This window comes from Brevundimonas sp. AVps7, from assembly GCF_058681545.1.
Genome location: NZ_CM178742.1, coordinates 1,686,198 through 1,704,754 on the forward strand (window position 1 = coordinate 1,686,198; position 18,557 = coordinate 1,704,754).

The window sequence follows — 18,557 nt, forward strand, 5'->3', positions numbered from 1 at the left end:
TGGGGGTTGGCAAGGGGTCGGAAACTCCGGTGCGCCGACGTTGCGACGCGTTCTGCTGCTGACAGGATACCGCCGCGCCGCGCGTATGCAAACGGCGCCGACGCTACGTCAAGATTTCCCGCCGTCGTCTTTCGGTTTAAACGCTTTCAGGACCGCGAATGGCGAGATTTCAGCGGGCTCCTCCGGCTGCACGAATTCCGCGCCCGGCTTCCGCGGGAACGGGTCCAGCGTCAGGGCCAGCTGTTCGACGGCGTACTGACCGAGATCGATTCGCCCGTCTTCGATCACGTCGGGCGCGTCGTCGTCGATCGTGACCTCGATCTCGTCCGGCTCGGGCTCGGCCGCCTCGACCAGATCGACAGAGAATCGCTCATCGATCTCGACCGGCAGCGGATCCAGGGTGATGCCGCAGACCTGCTCCAGCGTGGCCGTGACCCTGCCCGTCAGGGTCCAGCCCACGCGGCCGGGCGCGACCTTAACATCGGCCTCGAACGCCGACAGGGAGGCCAGGTCCAGCGCCTTTATGATCCGGGCCTTGGCCGCGTCGTCCGGAACCAGATGCCGTTCGAGGCCTGCGCCGATCTCGTTGATGCGGACGATTTCGCTGAAGGGCAGACGATGCTCGGGATTCATGCCTTCACCTCCGGCCAGACCGGCGCGGTCAGCACCGTGTCGATCGATTGTTTCGCCAGCACCCCGCGCGCCGTCAGGGCATAGGCCGCCAGCCCGCCCGCCCGTCCGGCGTCTTCGGTCGCGTAGACGTTGCGCGCCAGTCCGTCGGACAGTCCGGCCGCATCGCCGACCCGCAGCGCCGTCTCATAGGCGGTCATCCGGCCGTACAGGGCCTCGCCCAGACGCCGCATCTTCTTGGCCATGGTCACGTCATTCACGCCCAGCTCCCGCAGCGCGTTGTCGAGGGCGGAGACATAGACGTCGAACAGGTTCTGCGCCGCCTCGGCGCCGCGTTCCGCCTCGACGCCCGTCTCGTCGCGCAGGCGCAGGATCAGCAGCAGCACATGCAATGTGTAGAGCTCGAACCGGGCGTCGATCTCGTCGGTCACGCCCAGGGCGGTATAGAATCCCGGATCGCGGGCCTGCGCGACGGCGGCCGTATACAACGGCAGCCCCATGCGTTCGGCGGATCGGGTTCGGAACAGGTTCTTCAGCATCGGTATACGGCCCCTTTTCCGCCGCGCCGTTGAACTAGGCGTCGGGTCCGGTTAGGTCAAAGACCTTGTTTCGTCCCAGGCGCCCGTCTCCATGAATAAGATCGTCGTTCGTCTTGCCGTTCTGGCCGCCCTCGCGCCCCTGGCGGTCGCCTGCGCGCCCGTCGTGGGCAACCACGGCTTCCAGGTCATCGACGTCGATCCCAAGAACATCGTCACGGGTACGGACACCAAGTCCACCGTTCTGGCCCAGCTCGGTTCGCCCTCGGCGGTTTCGACCTTCGAGGACAACATCTGGTATTACATCTCCCAGACGACGGAGCGTTACACCTACAATCGCCCGCAGGTGTCCCAGCGCAGCGTCACCGCCATCACCTTCAGCGAGACCGACGACAAGGTCACCGAGGTCCGCAACCTCAACCTCGAAGACGGCCAGCAGATCGCCATGGAGCGTCGCGAGACCCCGACCCGCGGTCGCGAGCTGACCATCCTGGAACAGCTGCTCGGCAACGTCGGCCGCGGCCAGCTGCCCCGCACGGACGAAGACGTCCCCGGCCAGCGCCGCCCGGACTGATACGCCTCCCCCAACGGGGGGATGATTGAAAAACAAAGGCCCCGGAGATCGCTCTCCGGGGCCTCTTTCGTTTCAGCGACGTGTGACGATCAGCCGATGTTCCCGCTCGCCAGCACCGCCAGCAGCAGCAGGGCCACGATGTTGGTGATCTTGATCATCGGGTTCACCGCCGGGCCGGACGTGTCCTTGTAGGGATCGCCGACCGTATCGCCGGTCACCGCGGCCTTGTGCGCCTCGGAGCCCTTGCCGTGGACGACGCCGTTCTTGTCGGTGAAGCCCTCTTCAATGACCTTCTTGGCGTTGTCCCAGGCGCCGCCGCCCGAGGTCATCGAGATGGCCACGAACAGGCCGGTCACGATGACGCCCATCAGCATGGCGCCCAGCGAGGCGAAGGCGTTGGCCTTGTCCGAGATGAACAGGATCGCCGTGAACAGAACGATAGGCGACAGCACCGGCAACAGCGACGGCACGATCATCTCGCGGATCGCCGCCCTGGTCAGGATGTCGACGGCCCGGCCGTACTCCGGCTTGACCTCATAGGTCATGATGCCGGGGTTCTCGCGGAACTGGCGACGAACCTCCTCGACGACCGATTCGGCCGCGCGGCCCACGGCCATCATCGACATGCCTCCGAACAGGAAGGGCAGCAGCCCCCCGAAGAGCAGACCGACGACGACGTAGGGATTGGTCAGGTCGAAGGCGACCACGCCCATGTTGGCGAAGAACGGATACTCGGCCGGGTTGGCGGCGAAGTACTGCAGGTCAGACGTATAGGCGGCGAACAGCACCAGCGCGCCGAGGCCCGCCGAACCGATCGCATAGCCCTTGGTCACGGCCTTGGTGGTGTTGCCCACGGCGTCCAGGGCGTCGGTGACGTGACGAACGTCAGCCGGCAGACCCGCCATCTCGGCGATGCCGCCGGCGTTGTCGGTCACGGGACCGAAGGCGTCGAGCGCCACGATCATCCCGGCCACGCCCAGCATCGTCGTGGTGGCGATGGCGATGCCGAACAGACCGGCCAGCTGGAAGCTGGCGATGATGCCGACGATGATGACCAGCGCAGGCAGGGCGGTGGACTCCAGCGACACGGCCAGACCCTGGATGACGTTGGTGCCGTGGCCCGAGACCGAAGCGTTGGCCACCGACCGCACGGGGCGGAAGTTCGAGCCGGTGTAGTATTCGGTGATCACCACGATGGCCGCGGTGACAGCGAGACCCACCATGCCGGCCCAGAACAGGGCCATAGGCTCGATCTGCAGACCGCTGGTCGTGACGACCGGTCCGGTGACCAGGGTCGTGATGACCCAGTAGACCGCGCCGACCGACAGCACGCCGGTGACGATCAGGCCCTGATACAGGGCGCCCATGATGTTGTTGGACTTGCCGAGGCGCACGAAGAACGACCCGACGATCGAGGTCACGATACAGATGCCGCAGATGGCCAGCGGCAGCAGCATCATCACGTCGACATAGGGCTGGTCGCGGAAGAAGATGGCCGCCAGCACCATGGTGGCGACCGTGGTCACCGCATAGGTCTCGAACAGGTCGGCGGCCATGCCGGCGCAGTCGCCGACGTTGTCGCCGACGTTGTCGGCGATGGTCGCGGCGTTGCGGGGATCATCCTCGGGAATGCCGGCCTCGACCTTACCCACCATGTCGCCGCCGACGTCGGCGCCCTTGGTGAAGATGCCGCCGCCCAGACGCGCGAAGATGGAGATCAGCGAGGCGCCGAAGCCCAGGGCCACCAGACCGTCGATGACCTCGCGACCCGTGGACTCGAGGCCCAGGCCTTCGGTCAGCACGGCGTAGTAGCCGGCCACGCCGATCAGGGCGCCGCCCGCCACGAACATGCCGGTGATGGCGCCCGAACGGAACGCGAGGTCCAGACCCTTCGACAGGCTCTGCGACGCCGCATGCGCCGTGCGCACGTTGGCGCGGACCGAGATCAGCATGCCGGCGAACCCGGCCAGGCCCGACAGGACCGCGCCGATCACGAAGCCGATGGCGGCGTATTGTCCGATCAGCAGCCAGGCGGCGATCAGGATGACCACTCCGACCATGCCGATGGTGGTGTACTGGCGCTTCAGATAGGCCGAGGCGCCTTCCTGAATAGCCGCTGCGATCTCTCGCATCTTGTCGTTGCCGGTTTCGGCCTTCATCAGACTGGCGGTCTGGATCAGTCCGTACAGGACCCCCAGCGCACCGGCGGCTATCACTAGCCACAGATAGTTTGTCATTGGCGTTTCCATACCTAATGCATAGGCGCGCGGACCCTTGGCGCGGCGGGCCTTTTGGCCTCTGTCCGCCTTCCGGTCCCCCCGTGCGCAGTCTGGACGCAGTAGCGCGCCCCTCGGGAATTGCCCGGGAAGCTTACAACTGCGTCGGAGCGACGCAACCGGCGTTTTTCAGGAATGGAGCGGCCCGCGCTCAGGCATCGAACGACGGCGACGTGAGCGGTAGCGCCCTTCAGGTAGGCCTGACGCCCGTGCGGCGGCGCGGCGCCTGAAGCGCAACCTGGGCGCTGGCGATGGAGCCGGCTCCCGAGATCGAGGGCGCGACCCGCATCAGCATGGCGCAGACCGCCGGGGCGTCGACCTGGGTCCAGTCATCGGCCAGGACGAACGGCGTGCGATGCGCGGCGCGGACCAGGGCGTCGCGGAAATACGGCTCCTTGGCCCGCATCTGCTCCGGCGTCGTTCCGGAGCCAAGCGTCAGGCTGATGGTCACGAAGACGTAGTTGCGGATCCGGCCGCCCGCGATGATCGGCAGACCGACGCCGGCGATGTTCAGGGTCGCCCCGCCTCCGCCGCCGGACGGCGCATCGGAAGCCGAAGCGGCTGTGGCAGCGGTTCCGGCCAGGGCCAGGGTTCCAAGGGCGAAGATGTCTCTGCGGCGCATGCGACCTGTATCGCGCGAACCGATTGAGATTCCGTTGCTTCGCTCAGGGCCTTGTCATCCCGGACGGAGCAAGGCGGAGATCCGGGACCGTTTCAGCCGTGGGTCCAGCCCGACTTTCGGATCTCGACCGGCTGGCCGAGATAGGTGGCCGTCACGCCCCTGCCTGCCGACACCGTGCCGACGCGGGTCAGGCGCAGCAGCAGCCTGTCCGCCTCGCGCTTCAGCGCCGCCTCGTCCGACGGATGGGCCGTCAGCAGCAGCTGGTAGTCGTCGCCTCCGGTCGCCAGGGTCTCCAGCGCCGCCTCGGGATCGGTCCGGGTCTCGAACCAGGCCGCCGCCGCCGCCGACCGGGGCAGCAGTTCCAGCTGAACCTGGGCCGCCACGCCGCTCGCCGCCGCGATATGGCCGAGGTCCGCGATCAGTCCGTCCGAGACGTCCATGATGGCCGTGGCCAGTCCCTGCACCGCCTGACCGAAGGCCAGCTGCGGCACGGGCCGGCGATAGTGTTCCGTCAGCGCGTCGATCCGTTCCGGCTCCAGCTTCAGATGGCCCTTGGCGGCCTGCAGCCCCAACCAGCCGTCGCCGATCATCCCGGTGACATAGACACCGTGCCCCGGCCTGGCCCCTCCGCGCGTGACCGGGCCGCCCTTCGGCGCCCAGCCCAGCATGGTGGCGGAAAAGGACGCCGGCCCCGGCGTCAGCACCGTGTCTCCGCCCAGCAGGTGGATGCCGAACGCCTTCTGGTCCGCCGCCAGCCCCGCCGCGAAGGCCTCCCGTTCCGGCCAGCCGCAGCGCGGCGACCAGTGACAGGCCAGCAAATAGCCGAACGGCTCGGCGCCCTTGGCCGCCAGATCGGACAGGTTCACCCGCAAAAGCTTCTGCGCGACGGTGTCGAGCGGGTCGCCGGGCAGGAAATGCACGCCTTCGACGATCGCGTCCTTGGTCAGGACCAGATCCGCGCCCGGTCGCGTCGGCATCACCGCCACGTCATCGGTCAGACCCCAGGCGTGGTCCGGATGGGCCAGCGGGGCGAACAGCTTCTTGATGGTCTCGAATTCGCCGGCGGCGTCGAGGGCGGCCATGACCTAGGCCTTCGGGCGCACGTCGCGGGCCACGCCGTCCAGGGCGGCGTTGACGAACTTGGCCTCGGCCTCGTCGAAGAAGGCCTTGGCCAGCTCGACATACTCGTCGATGACGATTTCCCTGGGCACGTCGGTCTTGTGCATCAGTTCCCAGGCTCCGCACCGCAGCAGGGCCCGCAAGGTCGCGTCGAGACGCTCCATCCGCCAGTTCGAGGCCAGCCGCGCCTTGACGGCCGCGTCGATGTCCTTCTGGTCGCCGATCACACCGCGCACCACGTCAGCGAACCAGGCCTCATCGGCCTCTGCCAGCGGTTCGCCCTCGATGTCGGCGTCAAAGCGGTGGTTCGAGAACTCGGTGATGACGGTCTCGACCCCCTCCCCGGCCAGCTCCATCTGGTACAGGGCCTGGACGGCGGCCAGACGCGCCACGGTGCGAGCACGGCGCTGGCGGCTGGTCAGCTGCGGTTCGGCCTGGGCGCGTTCGTTCTCGGCCAGCTGGGCGAGGACGGCCTGAATGGAGTTGGGTTCGGTCATTCCCCGAGCCCTACGCGCAGACGCTTCTTCAGCGCAATGAGGTCCATGCAGGCGCGCGCCGCGCCGCCGCCCTTGTCGCCCTCGGACAGACGCGCCCGGGCCCAGGCCTGGTCCTCGTCCTCGACGGTGAGAATGCCGTTGCCGATGATCGTCCCGCGGATGCCAAGCAGCATGATCCCCGAGGCCGACTGATCGGACACGATCTCGAAATGATAGGTCTCGCCGCGGATCACGCAGCCCAGGGCGACATAGCCGTCATAGCGCGGTGCGGTCGGAAACTTTCCGGCCTCCTCGGCCAGGGCGATGGTCGGCGGGATCTCGAGAGCACCCGGCACGGTGACGACGTCGAAATCGACGCCCTGCGAGCGCAGCGCATCCTTCGCGCCTTCCAGAAGCGCGTCGGCCAGTTCGTCATAGAAGCGCGCCTCGACGATGAGGACGCGGGGGGGATCCTTCAGGATTGGTCTTCTCCGTCCATGTCGCGCCAGCCGACGATGCGCAGGCCGTAGCCCTCGATGGCGGCGGGTTCGGGGCGTGTGGAGCTCATGACGATCATGTCCTTGACCCCCAGATCCAGCAGGATCTGCGCGCCCACGCCGTAGTTTCTAAGCGACCGATCGACCGCCGCGGGCCTGTCCACACCCGCCAGTCGCTCGGCCAAGCCCTGCAGCGTCGGGTCGCGCAGGAAGACGACGACGCCCGGTCCGTCATGCGCGGTGATCGTCTTCAGGGCGTCGGGGATATAGCTCTGACGCTCCTCGACATGGCCCAGCAGGTCGGCGGCGAAGTCCACCTGATGCATGCGGACGAGGGTCGGCTTGCCCGGCTCGATCCGGCCGTGGACCAGGGCGACGTGCTCGGCGCCCTCGATCGTGTTCTTGTAGAGCATCAGACGGAACGGGCCGCCGTGCACGCTCTCGAATGGCTGATCCATGATCCGTTCGACGAACCGCTCGGTGCGGCGGCGATAGGCGATCAGGTCGGCGATGGTGCCGATCTTCAGCCCGTGCAGCTGGGCGAAGCCGATCAGATCCGGCAGGCGCGCCATCTCGCCGTCGTCCTTGATGATCTCGCAGATCACCCCGGACGGGTTGAGACCCGCCATCCGGCTGATGTCCACGGCCGCCTCGGTGTGACCCGCACGGACCAGAACGCCGCCGTCGCGGGCGACCAGCGGGAAGATGTGGCCGGGCGAGACGAGGTCATCCATGCCCTTCGACGGATCGGTCGCGACCTGGATCGTGCGCGCCCGGTCTGCGGCCGAGATGCCCGTGGTGACGCCGTCCTTCGCCTCGATCGAGACGGTGAAGGCCGTCTTCATACTCTCGCGATTGTCGGCGGCCATCGGCGGCAGGCGCAGCTGGGTCGCGCGCTCGGCGGTCAGGGCCAGACAGACCAGTCCCCTCGCCTGCCGGATCATGAAGTTGATCTGGTCCGGCGTGGCGAACTGGGCAGGAATGATGATGTCGCCCTCGTTCTCACGATCCTCGGCGTCGACGAGGATATAGGGACGGCCGTTGCGGGCGTCCTCCAGGATATCCTCGATCGGGCTGATCGGACTGTCGAACATGTCGTGGGCCAGGACGATGGTGTTGGTCATCACGCCGTCTCCTGCCACCGCGCGAGGTAACGCGCCAGCATGTCGATCTCCAGATTGACCGCGCTGCCGACCGTCAGGGCGCCGAGCGTCGTCGCCTCCCAGGTGTGCGGGATGATGTTCAGGCCGAAGCGGCGGCCATCCACGCTGTTCACCGTCAGGGACACACCGTCCACCGTGATAGAGCCCTTGGCGGCGATGAAACGGTGCAGGGGCTCGGGCGCCTCGATGACGATCCGGTGCGATCCGCCCTCCGGGACGATCTCCACGACCGTGCCCAGGCCGTCGACATGGCCCGAGACGATATGGCCGCCCAGTTCGTCGCCCACCTTCGTGGCCCTCTCCAGATTGACCGGCGTGCCGGCGGCCCAGCCGCCCAGCGTCGTCTTGTCCAGGGTCTCGCCCGACACCTCGACGGCGAACCAGCGGTCGCCCCTCTCCACCACGGTCAGACAGACGCCAGCATGGCTGATGGAGGCGCCCAGGTCGATGCCCGACACATCCCAGGCGGTCTCGACCTCATAGCGGCGATCACGCGCCGTTTGCGCGACCGAGCGGACGCGGCCGATGTCGGTGATAATTCCCGTAAACAACGCTTCAAGCCTTCTCGTAACGTTCCCACAGGTCGTCACCCATGGGCTCCGCCGCAAGGCGCCGGTACTTCGGTGCGTGGGCGAGCCGCGCCAGAGCCAGGGTTGCGACGCCCGGACGGCCATCTCCGCCGAGCAGGATCGGCGCCCGGAACCACTCGATCGCATCGACCACCCCGGCCGTGATGAAACAGGCCGCGACCCGGCCGCCGCCTTCGATCATCAGCGATCTGATGCCGCGTCCGGACAGGGTTTCCAGCACGGCCTCGACGCTCGGCCGCCCCTGGCTGTCGCCCTTCACTTTCAGAATCTCCGCCTCGCCGACCGGGACCGGATCGCGCGTCGTCAGGATCAGCGTACCCGCTTTGGCCAGCCGCGCGAACGAAGGCGTCCGCAGCTTCGAGTCCAGCACGACCCGGAGCGGATCCTTGCCTGTTTCACCCTCGGGCAGCCGCACCGTCAGGCGCGGATCGTCGGCCAGAACCGTCTCTACCCCGACCAGAACGGCATCATGCGCGGCGCGCAGCCGGTGACCCTGCTCGCGCGACTGCGGGCCCGTAATCCACTGGCTTTCGCCCGTCGACGTGCCGATCCGCCCGTCCAGCGACGTGGCGACCTTCCAGGTGATCCGCGGTCTCATCAGCTCCTCGACGATCCCTGATCGTCGTCCAGGCCCTCGTCGCCGAGGAAGCGGGCGAAATCGCCGGTCGCCCGGAAGTCCTTGTAGACCGAGGCGTAGCGAACATAGGCGACCTCATCGACGCCCTTCAGCCCCTTCATGATGAAGTCGCCGACGACGCTGGACGGAATCTCGGTCTCGCCCAGGCTTTCGAGCTGGCGAACGATGCGGGACACCAGCTGTTCGATCTGCTCGGGCTGGATCGGGCGTTTGCGCAGGGCGATCGCCAGCGACCGCTCCAGCTTGTCCCGATCAAAGGGCGTCCTCCGCCCGTTCCGCTTCAGGATCACCAGTTCGCGCAACTGGACCCGTTCGAAGGTCGTGAAGCGCCCGTTGCAGTTGGGACAGGACCGGCGACGACGGATGGCCGCGCCGTCGTCCGACGGGCGGCTGTCCTTCACCTGGCTGTCCGCGTTGCCGCAGAAGGGGCACTTCATCCCGGGCCCCTATCCGTAGATCGGGAAGCGGGCGGTCAGGGTGCGGACCTGTCCGGCGACCTCGGCGACCACGGCCGGATCGGCTTCGTCCCCGCCGTTCATCGACGACACGACGTCGGCGATCCAGTGACCGATCTGCTTGAACTCTTCCTCGCGGAAGCCGCGCGTCGTGCCGGCCGGCGTGCCCAGGCGAACGCCCGAGGTGACCGTGAACGGCGCGGTGTCGAACGGCACGCCGTTCTTGTTGCAGGTCATCAGGGCATGCTCGAGCTGCAGCTCGGTCGCCTTGCCGGTCACGCTCTTGGGACGCAGATCGACGAGGACGATGTGGCTGTCAGTGCCGCCCGACACGACCGCCAGGCCGCGCTCGATCAGCACCCCGGCCAGGGCCTGGGCGTTCAGGACGACCTGTTTCGCATAGAGCTTGAACTCCGGCTTCAGCGCTTCGCCGAAGGCGACGGCCTTGGCGGCGATGACATGCTCAAGCGGCCCGCCCTGCAGGCCCGGGAAGACGGCCGAGTTGATCTTCTTGCCCAGCTCGATGTCGTTGGACAGGATCATGCCGCCGCGAGGACCGCGCAGGGTCTTGTGCGTCGTCGTCGTCACGACGTGAGCATGCGGCACCGGGTTCGGATAGGCGCCGCCGGCCACCAGACCGGCATAGTGGGCCATGTCCACCATCAGCCAGGCCCCGACACTGTCGGCGATCTCGCGGAAGCGGGCGAAGTCGATGTGGCGGCTGTAGGCCGAGGCGCCCGCCACGATCAGCCTGGGCTTCTCTTTCTGCGCCATCTCGGCGACGTGGTCGTAGTCGATCAGATGGGTGTCTTCCGACACCTTGTAGGTCACCGGCCGGAACCACTTGCCCGACTGGTTGGCGGGGCTGCCGTGCGTCAGGTGGCCGCCGCAGGCCAGATCCATGCCCAGGAAGGTGTCGCCGGGCTGCAGCAGGGCGAAGAAGACCGCCTGGTTCGCCTGGGCGCCCGAGTGCGGCTGGACGTTGGCGAAGGCCGCGCCGAACAGTTCCTTGGCCCGCTCGCGCGCCAGGTTCTCGGTGATGTCGACGTATTCGCAGCCGCCGTAGTAGCGCCGCCCCGGATAGCCCTCGGCGTATTTGTTCGTCAGGACAGTGCCCTGCGCGTCCAGCACCGCCCGTGAGACGATGTTTTCGGAGGCGATCAGCTCGATCTGCTCCTGCTGACGGTGCAGTTCTCCGGTGACGCCCGCGAAGACCTCCGGATCGGCCTCGGCCAGACCCTTGGAGAAATAGGCGTCGTGAATGAAGGGAGCGGTCACGGGCAGATCCGGGCTGACGAAACGGGAGGCCGCCTGTCTAGTCCCCGCGCCCGTTCACCACAACATCTTGTGTCAGGAGGCGTCGAGAAGCCGCTTTAGCTTGGCTATGGCGAGGCGTTCGACGGCCCTCGGTTCATGCGCGGGCCCGACCGCCGTCGCTTCCCGCCCGGTCGCGACATGGACGGCCGTGACCTTCAGATAGGTCCCGTTGCGGATCGCCTCGATGATGACTTCGCCCGGATCGTCAGACATCAGCGCAGAGTCGCGGCGCGGGACCTCGCCTCACCATGGCTGGTCGATGTCCTTGGTGGCGCTGTGAACGCACCGGATTCCGCTCGGCTGACCGTCGTCGTCTATGGGCTGGAAGTAGGTTTCGCTGTCCTGACGATAGCGTGTCCCTTCCAGCGGCCCAGACGTAATAATCAGGATTCCGCCGGTGATCCCGAATCGCCCGCTGCCCCCGTCGAAGGCGCGATATCGGCCCGGTCCGGTCACGCCGAACATGAAGACGGGCTCAGGCTGGGGCATCACCATGCCACCGATCATCTGCGTGGAATCGCAGACGTAGACGCCAAGCGGCGAGACAGGCCCGCCGCTATCGCCCGCCTCGCCGCCGCAGGCCGTGACGAGCAGGGCCGCCGTGAAGACGCCGATGATGCGCATGAGCTGTTCTCCCTCCCGTCTGGTCGAACACGATTCGGCGAGGGTGGTCATCCAAGGTGGCGGATGGAGGTCTCAGGCCGCCGCGGGCATCCGGGCGACGTTGCAGTGGGTCCACAGCCTGTCCATCGCCGTGACCAGGGCGTCCATCATGCCATCGTCGTGGTTCGGCGAGGGGGTGAAGCGCAGACGCTCCGTGCCCTTGGGCACGGTCGGATAGTTGATCGGCTGAACATAGACGCCGAACTCTTCCAGCAGCATGTCCGAGATCATCTTGGTATGAACCGGATCGCCGACGAAGACCGGGACGATGTGGCTCTCGCTCGGCATCACCGGGATGCCGGCGGCGGCGAAACGGTCCTTCAGGGTCCGGGCGCGCTCCTGATGGGCGTCGCGCAGTTCCGGATGGGTCTTAAGGTGGCGGACCGAGGCCAGGGCTCCGGCCGTCAGTGCGGGCGGAAGGCTGGTCGTGAAGATGAAGCCCGAGGCCCACGACCGCACCGCGTCCACGATCACCGCGTCGGCGGCGATATAGCCACCCATGACGCCGATGGCCTTGCCCAGGGTGCATTCGACGATGTCGATGCCGTCCAGTACGCCGTCACGCTCGGCCACGCCCGCGCCGGTCTCGCCGTAGAGGCCCACCGCATGGACCTCGTCGAGATAGGTCATGGCGTTGTACTTCTTCGCCAGGGCGATCGTCCCGGCCAGGTCGGCGATATCGCCGTCCATCGAATAGACGCTTTCGAACGCGATCAGCTTGGGCGCATCGGCCGGCGCGGCGGCCAGCAGCTCTTCCAGATGCGTCAGATCGTTGTGCAGGAAGACGTGACGCTCGCAGCCGCCGTTGCGGATGCCTGCGATCATCGAGGCGTGGTTCAGGCTGTCGGAGAAGATGATCAGGCCGGGCAGGATCCGCTGCAGCGTCGTCAGCGTCGCCTCATTGGCCACATAGCCCGAGGTGAACAGCAGGCTGGCTTCCTTCTGGTGCCAGGACGCCAGCTCGGCCTCCAGATCCACGGCGGAGCGCGTCGTGCCCGAGATATTCCGCGTGCCGCCGGCGCCGGCGCCCACGGCGTCCAGTTCGGCCTGCATGGCCTCCAGCACGACCCGATGCTGGCCCATGCCGAGGTAGTCGTTGGAGCACCAGATGACGACATCCTGCTCGGACCCGTCATCCAGCCGCCGAACCGCCTTCGGAAACTGTCCGCGCACCCGCTTCAGGTCGGCGAAGACGCGATAGCGCCCCTCGCCCTTCACCTGGTCGACGGCGGACTGGAATGCGGCGGTGTAGTCGAACAACCCTGATACTCGCGTGGTCTCTCTGGATCGCGCGGTATTTGCGCCCCGGGTCCGCGAAAGTCTATCGCCGCCGGCTGCAAAATGGTCGCAACCTTCTAATTGATAACGGTTCTCAGTTTCGATCGTGCGCATGCGCGACAATCGAGGCATGAGCCATGCGCCGCATTGAGATGGATCAAGGCCGGGGCAGCTCGTCCAGCTTGCCGCGCAGCATCTGCAGGATGCCCGAGAAGTCCCGACCGCCGTAGCCGAGGCCGTCGAACATCTGGAACAGCGCCTCGGTCTGGGCCCCCAACGGTGTCGAAGCTCCGGCCTTGGCCGCCGCGTCCTGCGCCAGCTTCAGATCCTTCAGCATCATCGCCGTGGCGAATCCGCCGTCATAGTTGCGGTTCGACGGCGCGGTCGGCACCGGGCCGGGCCAGGGATAATAGGTGGTCGTCGACCAGCTCTGGCCCGACGACTTGGCGACGATGTCGAACATCTTCACCGGGTCCAGCCCCAGTTTCTCGGCAAGGGCGATCGCCTCGCAGGTCCCGAGCATGGTGATGCCCAGAATCATGTTGTTGCAGATCTTGGCCGCCTGCCCCGCCCCGTGGTCCCCGGCGCGGAAGGTCGCCCGGCTCATGGGTTCCAGCGCCGCCTCGATGCGCGCGAAGTCGCCCTCGTCACAGCCGACCATGAAGGCAAGGGTCCCGGCGTCCGCCGCCATCGTGCCGCCCGACACCGGCGCGTCGGCGAAGGCGTAGCCGGCTTCCCTGGCCAGACCGGCGACCTTGCGCGCCGTGTCCACGTCGATAGTCGAGCAATCCAGCAGGAGGGCTGAGGACGGCGCGACGCCGATGATCTGTTCCGAATAGACCTTCAGCACATGCGGCCCGGCCGGCAGCATGGTGATGACGACGTCGGCGTCACGCACTGCATCGGCGACCGATTCGACCGGCGTGCAGCCCGCACCCTTCGCCCGGTCCAGCGCCGCCGCCGACAGGTCGAAGGCCGCGACCGCATGGCCGGCTTTCGCCTGGTTAGCGGCCATGCCGCCGCCCATGTTTCCGAGGCCGATGAAGGCGATCCTGGTGGCGGTCATGTCGGCGTTTCCCTGAACGTTGTCGTTTGCCCGGGGTTAGCCGCTCGCTCCGACCGCCGCCAGAGCCCTCACGCGGGTTTGCGGAAGCGCAGCATGAACTGGCTGGTGCGCCCCCGGATCGACGGATCGAAAACATTGACCGTCAGCGGGTCCTCGGCGTTCAGCAGAATGTCGCTTTCGCCGTCCAGAACGAAGCCCGCCGCCTCGACCTCCCGCTTGACGTCAGCGATGTCGATCCGGTGCAGGGTGTTGGCAACGCCGAGGCCGGCGCCCGCCGCAGCGTGGTGGTCGATCACCACATAGAGGCCGCCCGGCTTCAACGCCGCGAACACGGCCGCATTGACCTTTGCCGCCGTATCCTCCGGGAAGGGCCGCAGGTGGAGGTCGTGATAGTTCTGGGCCGTGAAGATCAGGTCCATCCCGGCCGGAAACTCCGGCGCACCGATGGGCGAGCGAATGCCGGAGACGTTGTCCATCGCGTCGGCGGCGGTCAACGCCTCGCCGTAGCTGGCCTGGAAGGCGACGAATTCGGCCGGTTGCCAGGCGACGACGCTGCCCTCATCGCCGACGGCGCTGGCGAAGACGCGGGTGAAATGACCGCCGCCGATGATCATGTCGCCGATCGTCTCGCCCGGCCCGACCTCGGCGAAGGCCAGGACCTCGGCGGTCTTGCGTGCCGCGTCGCGGGCGGTGTCTGCCTCGGGCCGGTCCGCGTCGGCCAGCACGGCGGCATAGGCCCCGGCGTCCTGGGGCGCAGACGCGAAGCCTCCGGTGGCGATCAGGACGGCGGCCGAAACGGCCAGGATCAGCGAACGACGCATGGTTCTCTCCCTTGTGCTCTGGCGGCGCTGGGACAGACTACCGCGTCCGGCGACCGACGTCAGCCGGGCTTGCGGAACCGGTAGACGAACTGGTCGGAGCGACCCCGGATAGCTTCGTCGAAAACCGACAGGCTGTGGTCGTCCTCGGGGTTACGCACCACCCCGGTCTCGCCGTCGAAGACGAAGCCCGCCGCCTCGACCTGTGCGCGCAGGGCCGAGCCCTCGATCCGGTGCAGGGTGCCGACGACCGAGGTCCCCGCCCCCGCCGCCGCCTGGTGATCCAGGATGACATAGAGGCCGCCGGGCTTGAGCGCACGGAACACCGCCAGGTTCATCGCCGCCACGTCCACATTGAACCGGTCGATGACGAAGTCGTGGTATTCCTGGCCCATGAAGACCACGTCCAGCGGTTCGGGGAAGCTCAGGTCCTCCAGTGCGCCGGTGACCCGCGTCACGTTGGGATAGTCGGTGGCCAGGGTGTCGCCGAAGGCGTTCTCGCGCGCCGCCGTCTGGTTCGGCACGAAGGCATAGACGCGCCCTTCCGGCCCCACGGCGCGGGCGAACAGGCGGGAGAAATAGCCCTCCTCCGGCCGCACGTCGGCGATGCGCTCGCCGCCGTCGATCTGCGCGAAGGCCAGCATCTCGGCAGGCTTCCGCAGCGGATCCCGCGCCACCTCGCCGGCGGGACGCAACGGATCGGCGATGGCCAGGGCGTAGTCGTTGACGGTCGCCGACGGCCGCTCCGCCGGATCGGTCGGCGTCTCCCCGGACATCGTGGGCGCACACGCCGTCAGGGCCAGGGCGGAGGCGGCGATCAGCAGCGACGATTTCAGCATGGGACGGTCCTCGAACAGCGGTTCGACGCACATACGCGCGAGAGCTTCACAGGATGCAAGCGCTCAGGGAAGCGGCGTCCATTCCTCGTCGGCAGGCAATGGCGCAAACAGGGCGTCGAGGTCGGCGTCGGTGACTCCTTCCAGCGTCGCGGGCGCCCACTTCGGCGTATTGTCCTTGTCGACGATGACGGCCCGCACCCCCTCCTGGAAGTCGTGGGTCCGCACCACCCGGCCGCCGAGCCCGTACTCCATCGCCATGACCTCGGCGAAGGTCTTCATCGCCCGTCCCGCCCGCAGCTGGCGCAGGGTGACCTTCATCGACTGCGGCGACTTGGTCTTCAGCGTCGCCAGCTGCGCCAGCGCCCAGTCCGACCCGTCGGCTTCGAGCGCGGCGAAGATGTCCTCGATCGTGTCGAAGGCGAACAGCCGATCGATGGCCTCGCGATGCGGCGCGAGCGGCGAAGGCCCTGCATCCGCCGAATGGCCGGCGACGGCGTCAGGCGCGCCCGCCAGCAGGTCCGCTTTCAGGGTTTCGACACCGGCAGACGCCACGAAATGGGTATGTATCCCCAGCGCCACCGTATCCGCCGCCTTCAGCCGCGCCCCGGTCAGCGCCAGCCAGGTCCCGGTCTCGCCCGGCAGCCTCGGCAGGAACCAGCCCCCGCCGACATCGGGAAACAGGCCGATCCCCGTTTCAGGCATCGCATAGGTCGTTCGTTCCGTGGCGATGCGAACCCCGGCCGGCTCGGAAATCCCGACCCCGCCGCCCATGACGATCCCGTCCACGATCGCGCTGATCGGCTTCGGATACTCGACCATCAGGTGGTTCAGCCGGTACTCGGTCAGGAAGAAGGCCTTCGCCTCCACTGCATCGGTCGCCCCGCTTTCGGCGATCATCCGGATGTCGCCCCCGGCGCAGAACCCGCGCTCGCCCGCATGATCGATCAGCACGGACATCACCGCCGGATCGTCCCGCCACGCCAGCAGCGCCGCCGTCATCGCCTCGCACATGCCCAGATTCAGCGCATGCAGCGCCTTGGGCCGGTTCAGGGTGATGCGCCCGACGCCGTTCTCGACGCGGGCCAGGATTTCAGGTTCAGGGATCATGGCGCCCGCTTAATCGCGAAGATCGAATACGGGAAGACCGGCGGCGGTCGCAGCGTCCAGAAGCTCCCTGTCACGGGACGCAATCGCCCCGTCGACCGCCATCGCGAACCACAGGTAACTCGCGTCAAAGAGGCTGAGCCCCCGGCCCGCCGCGAACAGGCCCAGAAGCCTCAGGTCGTTGCGCTCCCAGGCTGGCGCCAAGACGATCTCGAAGTCTTCGAGAAGCGTGAACGCCTCCTGCAGATCAAACCCGGGGTCACGACGCGTCTGACGGACCAGCAGGTTTCCGGTCTCCCACTGAAAGATGTGGGGAGCCATCAGGTCGAACGAATCGAGGCGGTCGAGCAGTTCCAGTGCGGAGCCTGTCTCCTGTGAGGCCAGGAGCCAGGAGGCGGCGGCCGAAGCGTCAACGATCAGGGTAGTCACGCGCGATCGCCTTCAGCTCTTCCCACGACAGGGAGGCCCAGTCCGGATCGGTCGGTTGCCTCGTGCGAAAAACGCGCGCGCGCTCCGCCAGTCCGGCAGCCGGCATCCGGCGGCCCGAACGCTCCGGGGAAAGACGCGCCACCGGCTTGCCGTGGCGTGTAATCACGATTTCATCGCCAGAGGCCTCCACCTCGTCGATGAGCGCCGAGAGATTTGTCTTGGCTTCCAGAACACCAACCGTGCGCACAGTAATCTCCTGACCATTATTCTGGTCAGGATAACACCCGGATGGCGATGCAGCTACTGCCGCATCATCTCCCGCGCGGTGATGACGCGCATGATCTCGTTGGTGCCTTCCAGGATCCTGTGCACCCGAAGGTCGCGCACGATCCGCTCCAGCGGATAGTCCTTCAGATAGCCGTAGCCGCCGTGCAGCTGCAGCGCCTCGTCGGCGATCTCGAAACAGGCGTCGGTCGCCATCCGCTTGGCCATGGCGCACCATTTGGTCGCCTCCGGATGGCGGGTGTCCAGGGCCCAGGCCCCGCGCAGCACCATCAGCCGGGCGGCCTCCAGCGCCGTCGCCATGTCGGCCAGTTTGAACTGGGTATTCTGGAACTCGGCCAGCGCCTTGCCGAACTGCTTGCGCGTCGCGACATAGGCCTGGGCGGTCTCCAGCGCGAGCCGCGCCCCGCCCAGCGAGCAGGCCGCGATGTTCAGCCGCCCCCCGTCCAGCCCCATCATCGCATAGCGGAAGCCGTCGCCCTCCTTGCCCAGCAGGTTGGCCGCCGACACCCGGCAGTCGTCAAACTGGACGATGGCCGTGGGCTGGGAGTTCCAGCCCATCTTCTTCTCCTGCGCCCCGAAGCTCAGTCCCGGCGTGTCCTTCTCGACCACGAAGGCGGAGATGCCCTTCGGCCCCGGCTCGCCGGTCCGCGCCATCACGACATAGACGTCCGACGTCCCCGCGCCCGAGATGAAGGCCTTGGACCCGTTCAAGACCCAGTCGTCGCCGTCCTTCGTCGCCGAGGTCCGCATGCCCGCCGCGTCCGACCCCGAACCGGGCTCGGTCAGGCAGTAGGAGGCGATCAGCTCCATGGTCGCCAGACGAGGCACGTAGCGAGCCCGCAGGTCTTCCGACCCGAACCGGTCGATCATCCAGGTCGCCATGTTGTGGATCGAGATGAAGGCCGCCGTCGACACGTCGCCTCTGGACAGTTCTTCAAAAATCAGAGCCGCCTCGACCCGCCCCAGCGCCATGCCGCCGTGGTCCTCGGATGCGTAGATAGCAGCGAATCCGGTCTCGGCCGCGCGTCGCATGACATCGACGGGGAAGTGTTTGGTCTCGTCCCACTCGGCCGAATGGGGCGCCAGCTCCGCATCGGCGAAGGCGCGCGCTGCGTCCTGAATGGCGCGCTGGTCCTCGGTGAGGGCGAAATCCATGGTGTCTCCCGGTCAGTCGTTTTCTTTG

At 67.3% G+C, this 18,557-nt stretch carries 23 protein-coding genes; 1 reads left to right on the top strand and 22 read right to left on the bottom strand.

Annotation, left to right across the window (positions count from 1 at the left end; genetic code table 11):
• Positions 1-108: 108 nt before the first annotated feature.
• Together ACW17Y_RS08330 and ACW17Y_RS08335 are read right to left on the bottom strand one after the other, a co-directional pair.
• Complete coding sequence (locus ACW17Y_RS08330) at positions 109-633, bottom strand: YceD family protein (RefSeq protein ID WP_492035262.1); 525 nt, start codon at positions 631-633, stop codon at positions 109-111.
• Complete coding sequence (locus tag ACW17Y_RS08335; protein ID WP_492035263.1) at positions 630-1,169, bottom strand: ubiquinol-cytochrome C chaperone family protein; 540 nt, start codon at positions 1,167-1,169, stop codon at positions 630-632. Before ACW17Y_RS08335 ends, ACW17Y_RS08330 begins: the two co-directional genes overlap by 4 nt.
• A gap of 91 nt (positions 1,170-1,260) precedes the next feature.
• Here ACW17Y_RS08335 and ACW17Y_RS08340 point away from each other — a divergent pair, with 91 nt between their 5' ends.
• A complete protein-coding gene (locus ACW17Y_RS08340; protein WP_492035264.1) occupies positions 1,261-1,740 on the top strand; it encodes an outer membrane protein assembly factor BamE in 480 nt (159 codons plus the stop codon).
• 89 nt (positions 1,741-1,829) lie between these two features.
• Here the strand turns inward: ACW17Y_RS08340 and ACW17Y_RS08345 are convergent, their stop codons facing one another.
• The 20 genes from ACW17Y_RS08345 to ACW17Y_RS08440 form a co-directional block, all read right to left on the bottom strand.
• Positions 1,830-3,977 (bottom strand): sodium-translocating pyrophosphatase, encoded by a 2,148-nt coding sequence (locus ACW17Y_RS08345; RefSeq protein ID WP_492035265.1) that lies wholly within the window; start codon positions 3,975-3,977, stop codon positions 1,830-1,832.
• A gap of 229 nt (positions 3,978-4,206) precedes the next feature.
• The gene (locus tag ACW17Y_RS08350) at positions 4,207-4,638 is read right to left on the bottom strand and encodes a hypothetical protein (protein ID WP_492035266.1); all 432 of its coding nucleotides are present in this window, start codon (positions 4,636-4,638) and stop codon (positions 4,207-4,209) included.
• A gap of 92 nt (positions 4,639-4,730) precedes the next feature.
• Complete coding sequence (thiL, locus tag ACW17Y_RS08355) at positions 4,731-5,720, bottom strand: thiamine-phosphate kinase (protein WP_492035267.1); 990 nt, start codon at positions 5,718-5,720, stop codon at positions 4,731-4,733.
• A 3-nt stretch (positions 5,721-5,723) separates the two neighbouring features.
• Positions 5,724-6,254, bottom strand: coding sequence for a transcription antitermination factor NusB (gene nusB / locus ACW17Y_RS08360; protein ID WP_492035268.1), 531 nt, complete (start codon positions 6,252-6,254; stop codon positions 5,724-5,726).
• On the bottom strand, positions 6,251-6,712 hold the full coding sequence (gene ribH / locus ACW17Y_RS08365; protein WP_492038267.1) for a 6,7-dimethyl-8-ribityllumazine synthase: 462 nt from the start codon (positions 6,710-6,712) through the stop codon (positions 6,251-6,253). Before ribH ends, nusB begins: the two co-directional genes overlap by 4 nt.
• Positions 6,709-7,854 carry a 3,4-dihydroxy-2-butanone-4-phosphate synthase gene (gene ribB, locus ACW17Y_RS08370; protein ID WP_492035269.1) on the bottom strand — a complete coding sequence of 382 codons (1,146 nt, stop codon included), beginning with the start codon at positions 7,852-7,854 and terminating at the stop codon, positions 6,709-6,711. Before ribB ends, ribH begins: the two co-directional genes overlap by 4 nt.
• Positions 7,854-8,444, bottom strand: a complete 591-nt coding sequence (locus ACW17Y_RS08375) for a riboflavin synthase (RefSeq protein WP_492035270.1) — start codon at positions 8,442-8,444, stop codon at positions 7,854-7,856. Before ACW17Y_RS08375 ends, ribB begins: the two co-directional genes overlap by 1 nt.
• A gap of 4 nt (positions 8,445-8,448) precedes the next feature.
• On the bottom strand, positions 8,449-9,081 hold the full coding sequence (locus tag ACW17Y_RS08380) for a RibD family protein (RefSeq protein ID WP_492035271.1): 633 nt from the start codon (positions 9,079-9,081) through the stop codon (positions 8,449-8,451).
• Positions 9,081-9,557: a transcriptional regulator NrdR gene (gene nrdR, locus ACW17Y_RS08385; RefSeq protein ID WP_309627328.1), complete on the bottom strand. Its 477-nt coding sequence runs from the start codon at positions 9,555-9,557 to the stop codon at positions 9,081-9,083. Before nrdR ends, ACW17Y_RS08380 begins: the two co-directional genes overlap by 1 nt.
• A gap of 9 nt (positions 9,558-9,566) precedes the next feature.
• Positions 9,567-10,853 carry a serine hydroxymethyltransferase gene (gene glyA / locus ACW17Y_RS08390; RefSeq protein ID WP_492035272.1) on the bottom strand — a complete coding sequence of 429 codons (1,287 nt, stop codon included), beginning with the start codon at positions 10,851-10,853 and terminating at the stop codon, positions 9,567-9,569.
• Positions 10,854-10,925: 72 nt separating this feature from the next.
• On the bottom strand, positions 10,926-11,105 hold the full coding sequence (locus ACW17Y_RS08395; RefSeq protein ID WP_492035273.1) for a DUF6898 family protein: 180 nt from the start codon (positions 11,103-11,105) through the stop codon (positions 10,926-10,928).
• A 30-nt stretch (positions 11,106-11,135) separates the two neighbouring features.
• On the bottom strand, positions 11,136-11,516 hold the full coding sequence (locus tag ACW17Y_RS08400) for a hypothetical protein (protein ID WP_492035274.1): 381 nt from the start codon (positions 11,514-11,516) through the stop codon (positions 11,136-11,138).
• 72 nt (positions 11,517-11,588) lie between these two features.
• Positions 11,589-12,815 carry a 5-aminolevulinate synthase gene (gene hemA / locus ACW17Y_RS08405; RefSeq protein WP_492035275.1) on the bottom strand — a complete coding sequence of 409 codons (1,227 nt, stop codon included), beginning with the start codon at positions 12,813-12,815 and terminating at the stop codon, positions 11,589-11,591.
• 175 nt (positions 12,816-12,990) lie between these two features.
• Entirely contained in the window at positions 12,991-13,899 is a 909-nt protein-coding gene (mmsB, locus tag ACW17Y_RS08410) for a 3-hydroxyisobutyrate dehydrogenase (RefSeq protein ID WP_492035276.1), read from the bottom strand.
• Positions 13,900-13,967: 68 nt separating this feature from the next.
• Positions 13,968-14,720: a class I SAM-dependent methyltransferase gene (locus tag ACW17Y_RS08415; RefSeq protein WP_492035277.1), complete on the bottom strand. Its 753-nt coding sequence runs from the start codon at positions 14,718-14,720 to the stop codon at positions 13,968-13,970.
• Between the two features lie 59 nt (positions 14,721-14,779).
• A complete protein-coding gene (locus ACW17Y_RS08420) occupies positions 14,780-15,556 on the bottom strand; it encodes a class I SAM-dependent methyltransferase (RefSeq protein ID WP_492035278.1) in 777 nt (258 codons plus the stop codon).
• Between the two features lie 63 nt (positions 15,557-15,619).
• Entirely contained in the window at positions 15,620-16,663 is a 1,044-nt protein-coding gene (locus tag ACW17Y_RS08425) for an enoyl-CoA hydratase/isomerase family protein (RefSeq protein WP_492035279.1), read from the bottom strand.
• 9 nt (positions 16,664-16,672) lie between these two features.
• On the bottom strand, positions 16,673-17,089 hold the full coding sequence (locus ACW17Y_RS08430; protein WP_492035280.1) for a type II toxin-antitoxin system VapC family toxin: 417 nt from the start codon (positions 17,087-17,089) through the stop codon (positions 16,673-16,675).
• Positions 17,070-17,336 carry a type II toxin-antitoxin system Phd/YefM family antitoxin gene (locus ACW17Y_RS08435; protein ID WP_492035281.1) on the bottom strand — a complete coding sequence of 89 codons (267 nt, stop codon included), beginning with the start codon at positions 17,334-17,336 and terminating at the stop codon, positions 17,070-17,072. The genes ACW17Y_RS08430 and ACW17Y_RS08435 overlap by 20 nt, the downstream gene beginning before the upstream one ends.
• Positions 17,337-17,389: 53 nt before the next feature.
• Positions 17,390-18,529 (bottom strand): isobutyryl-CoA dehydrogenase, encoded by a 1,140-nt coding sequence (locus tag ACW17Y_RS08440; RefSeq protein ID WP_492035282.1) that lies wholly within the window; start codon positions 18,527-18,529, stop codon positions 17,390-17,392.
• Positions 18,530-18,557 lie beyond the last annotated feature (28 nt).

What these genes read in the sequence shown, in the direction of transcription:
- ribB (WP_492035269.1), bottom strand. Translation starts at nt 7,854, where the DNA reads ATGACCAACACCATCGTCCTGGCCCACGACATGTTCGACAGTCCGATC.
- ACW17Y_RS08440 (WP_492035282.1), bottom strand. Translation starts at nt 18,529, where the DNA reads ATGGATTTCGCCCTCACCGAGGACCAGCGCGCCATTCAGGACGCAGCG.
- ACW17Y_RS08425 (WP_492035279.1), bottom strand. Translation starts at nt 16,663, where the DNA reads ATGATCCCTGAACCTGAAATCCTGGCCCGCGTCGAGAACGGCGTCGGG.
- ACW17Y_RS08330 (WP_492035262.1), bottom strand. Translation starts at nt 633, where the DNA reads ATGAATCCCGAGCATCGTCTGCCCTTCAGCGAAATCGTCCGCATCAAC.
- ACW17Y_RS08395 (WP_492035273.1), bottom strand. Translation starts at nt 11,105, where the DNA reads ATGTCTGACGATCCGGGCGAAGTCATCATCGAGGCGATCCGCAACGGG.
- ACW17Y_RS08350 (WP_492035266.1), bottom strand. Translation starts at nt 4,638, where the DNA reads ATGCGCCGCAGAGACATCTTCGCCCTTGGAACCCTGGCCCTGGCCGGA.
- nrdR (WP_309627328.1), bottom strand. Translation starts at nt 9,557, where the DNA reads ATGAAGTGCCCCTTCTGCGGCAACGCGGACAGCCAGGTGAAGGACAGC.
- ACW17Y_RS08340 (WP_492035264.1), top strand. Translation starts at nt 1,261, where the DNA reads ATGAATAAGATCGTCGTTCGTCTTGCCGTTCTGGCCGCCCTCGCGCCC.
- ACW17Y_RS08380 (WP_492035271.1), bottom strand. Translation starts at nt 9,081, where the DNA reads ATGAGACCGCGGATCACCTGGAAGGTCGCCACGTCGCTGGACGGGCGG.
- ACW17Y_RS08400 (WP_492035274.1), bottom strand. Translation starts at nt 11,516, where the DNA reads ATGCGCATCATCGGCGTCTTCACGGCGGCCCTGCTCGTCACGGCCTGC.
- nusB (WP_492035268.1), bottom strand. Translation starts at nt 6,254, where the DNA reads ATGACCGAACCCAACTCCATTCAGGCCGTCCTCGCCCAGCTGGCCGAG.
- ACW17Y_RS08335 (WP_492035263.1), bottom strand. Translation starts at nt 1,169, where the DNA reads ATGCTGAAGAACCTGTTCCGAACCCGATCCGCCGAACGCATGGGGCTG.
- ACW17Y_RS08345 (WP_492035265.1), bottom strand. Translation starts at nt 3,977, where the DNA reads ATGACAAACTATCTGTGGCTAGTGATAGCCGCCGGTGCGCTGGGGGTC.
- thiL (WP_492035267.1), bottom strand. Translation starts at nt 5,720, where the DNA reads ATGGCCGCCCTCGACGCCGCCGGCGAATTCGAGACCATCAAGAAGCTG.
- ACW17Y_RS08415 (WP_492035277.1), bottom strand. Translation starts at nt 14,720, where the DNA reads ATGCGTCGTTCGCTGATCCTGGCCGTTTCGGCCGCCGTCCTGATCGCC.
- ACW17Y_RS08420 (WP_492035278.1), bottom strand. Translation starts at nt 15,556, where the DNA reads ATGCTGAAATCGTCGCTGCTGATCGCCGCCTCCGCCCTGGCCCTGACG.
- mmsB (WP_492035276.1), bottom strand. Translation starts at nt 13,899, where the DNA reads ATGACCGCCACCAGGATCGCCTTCATCGGCCTCGGAAACATGGGCGGC.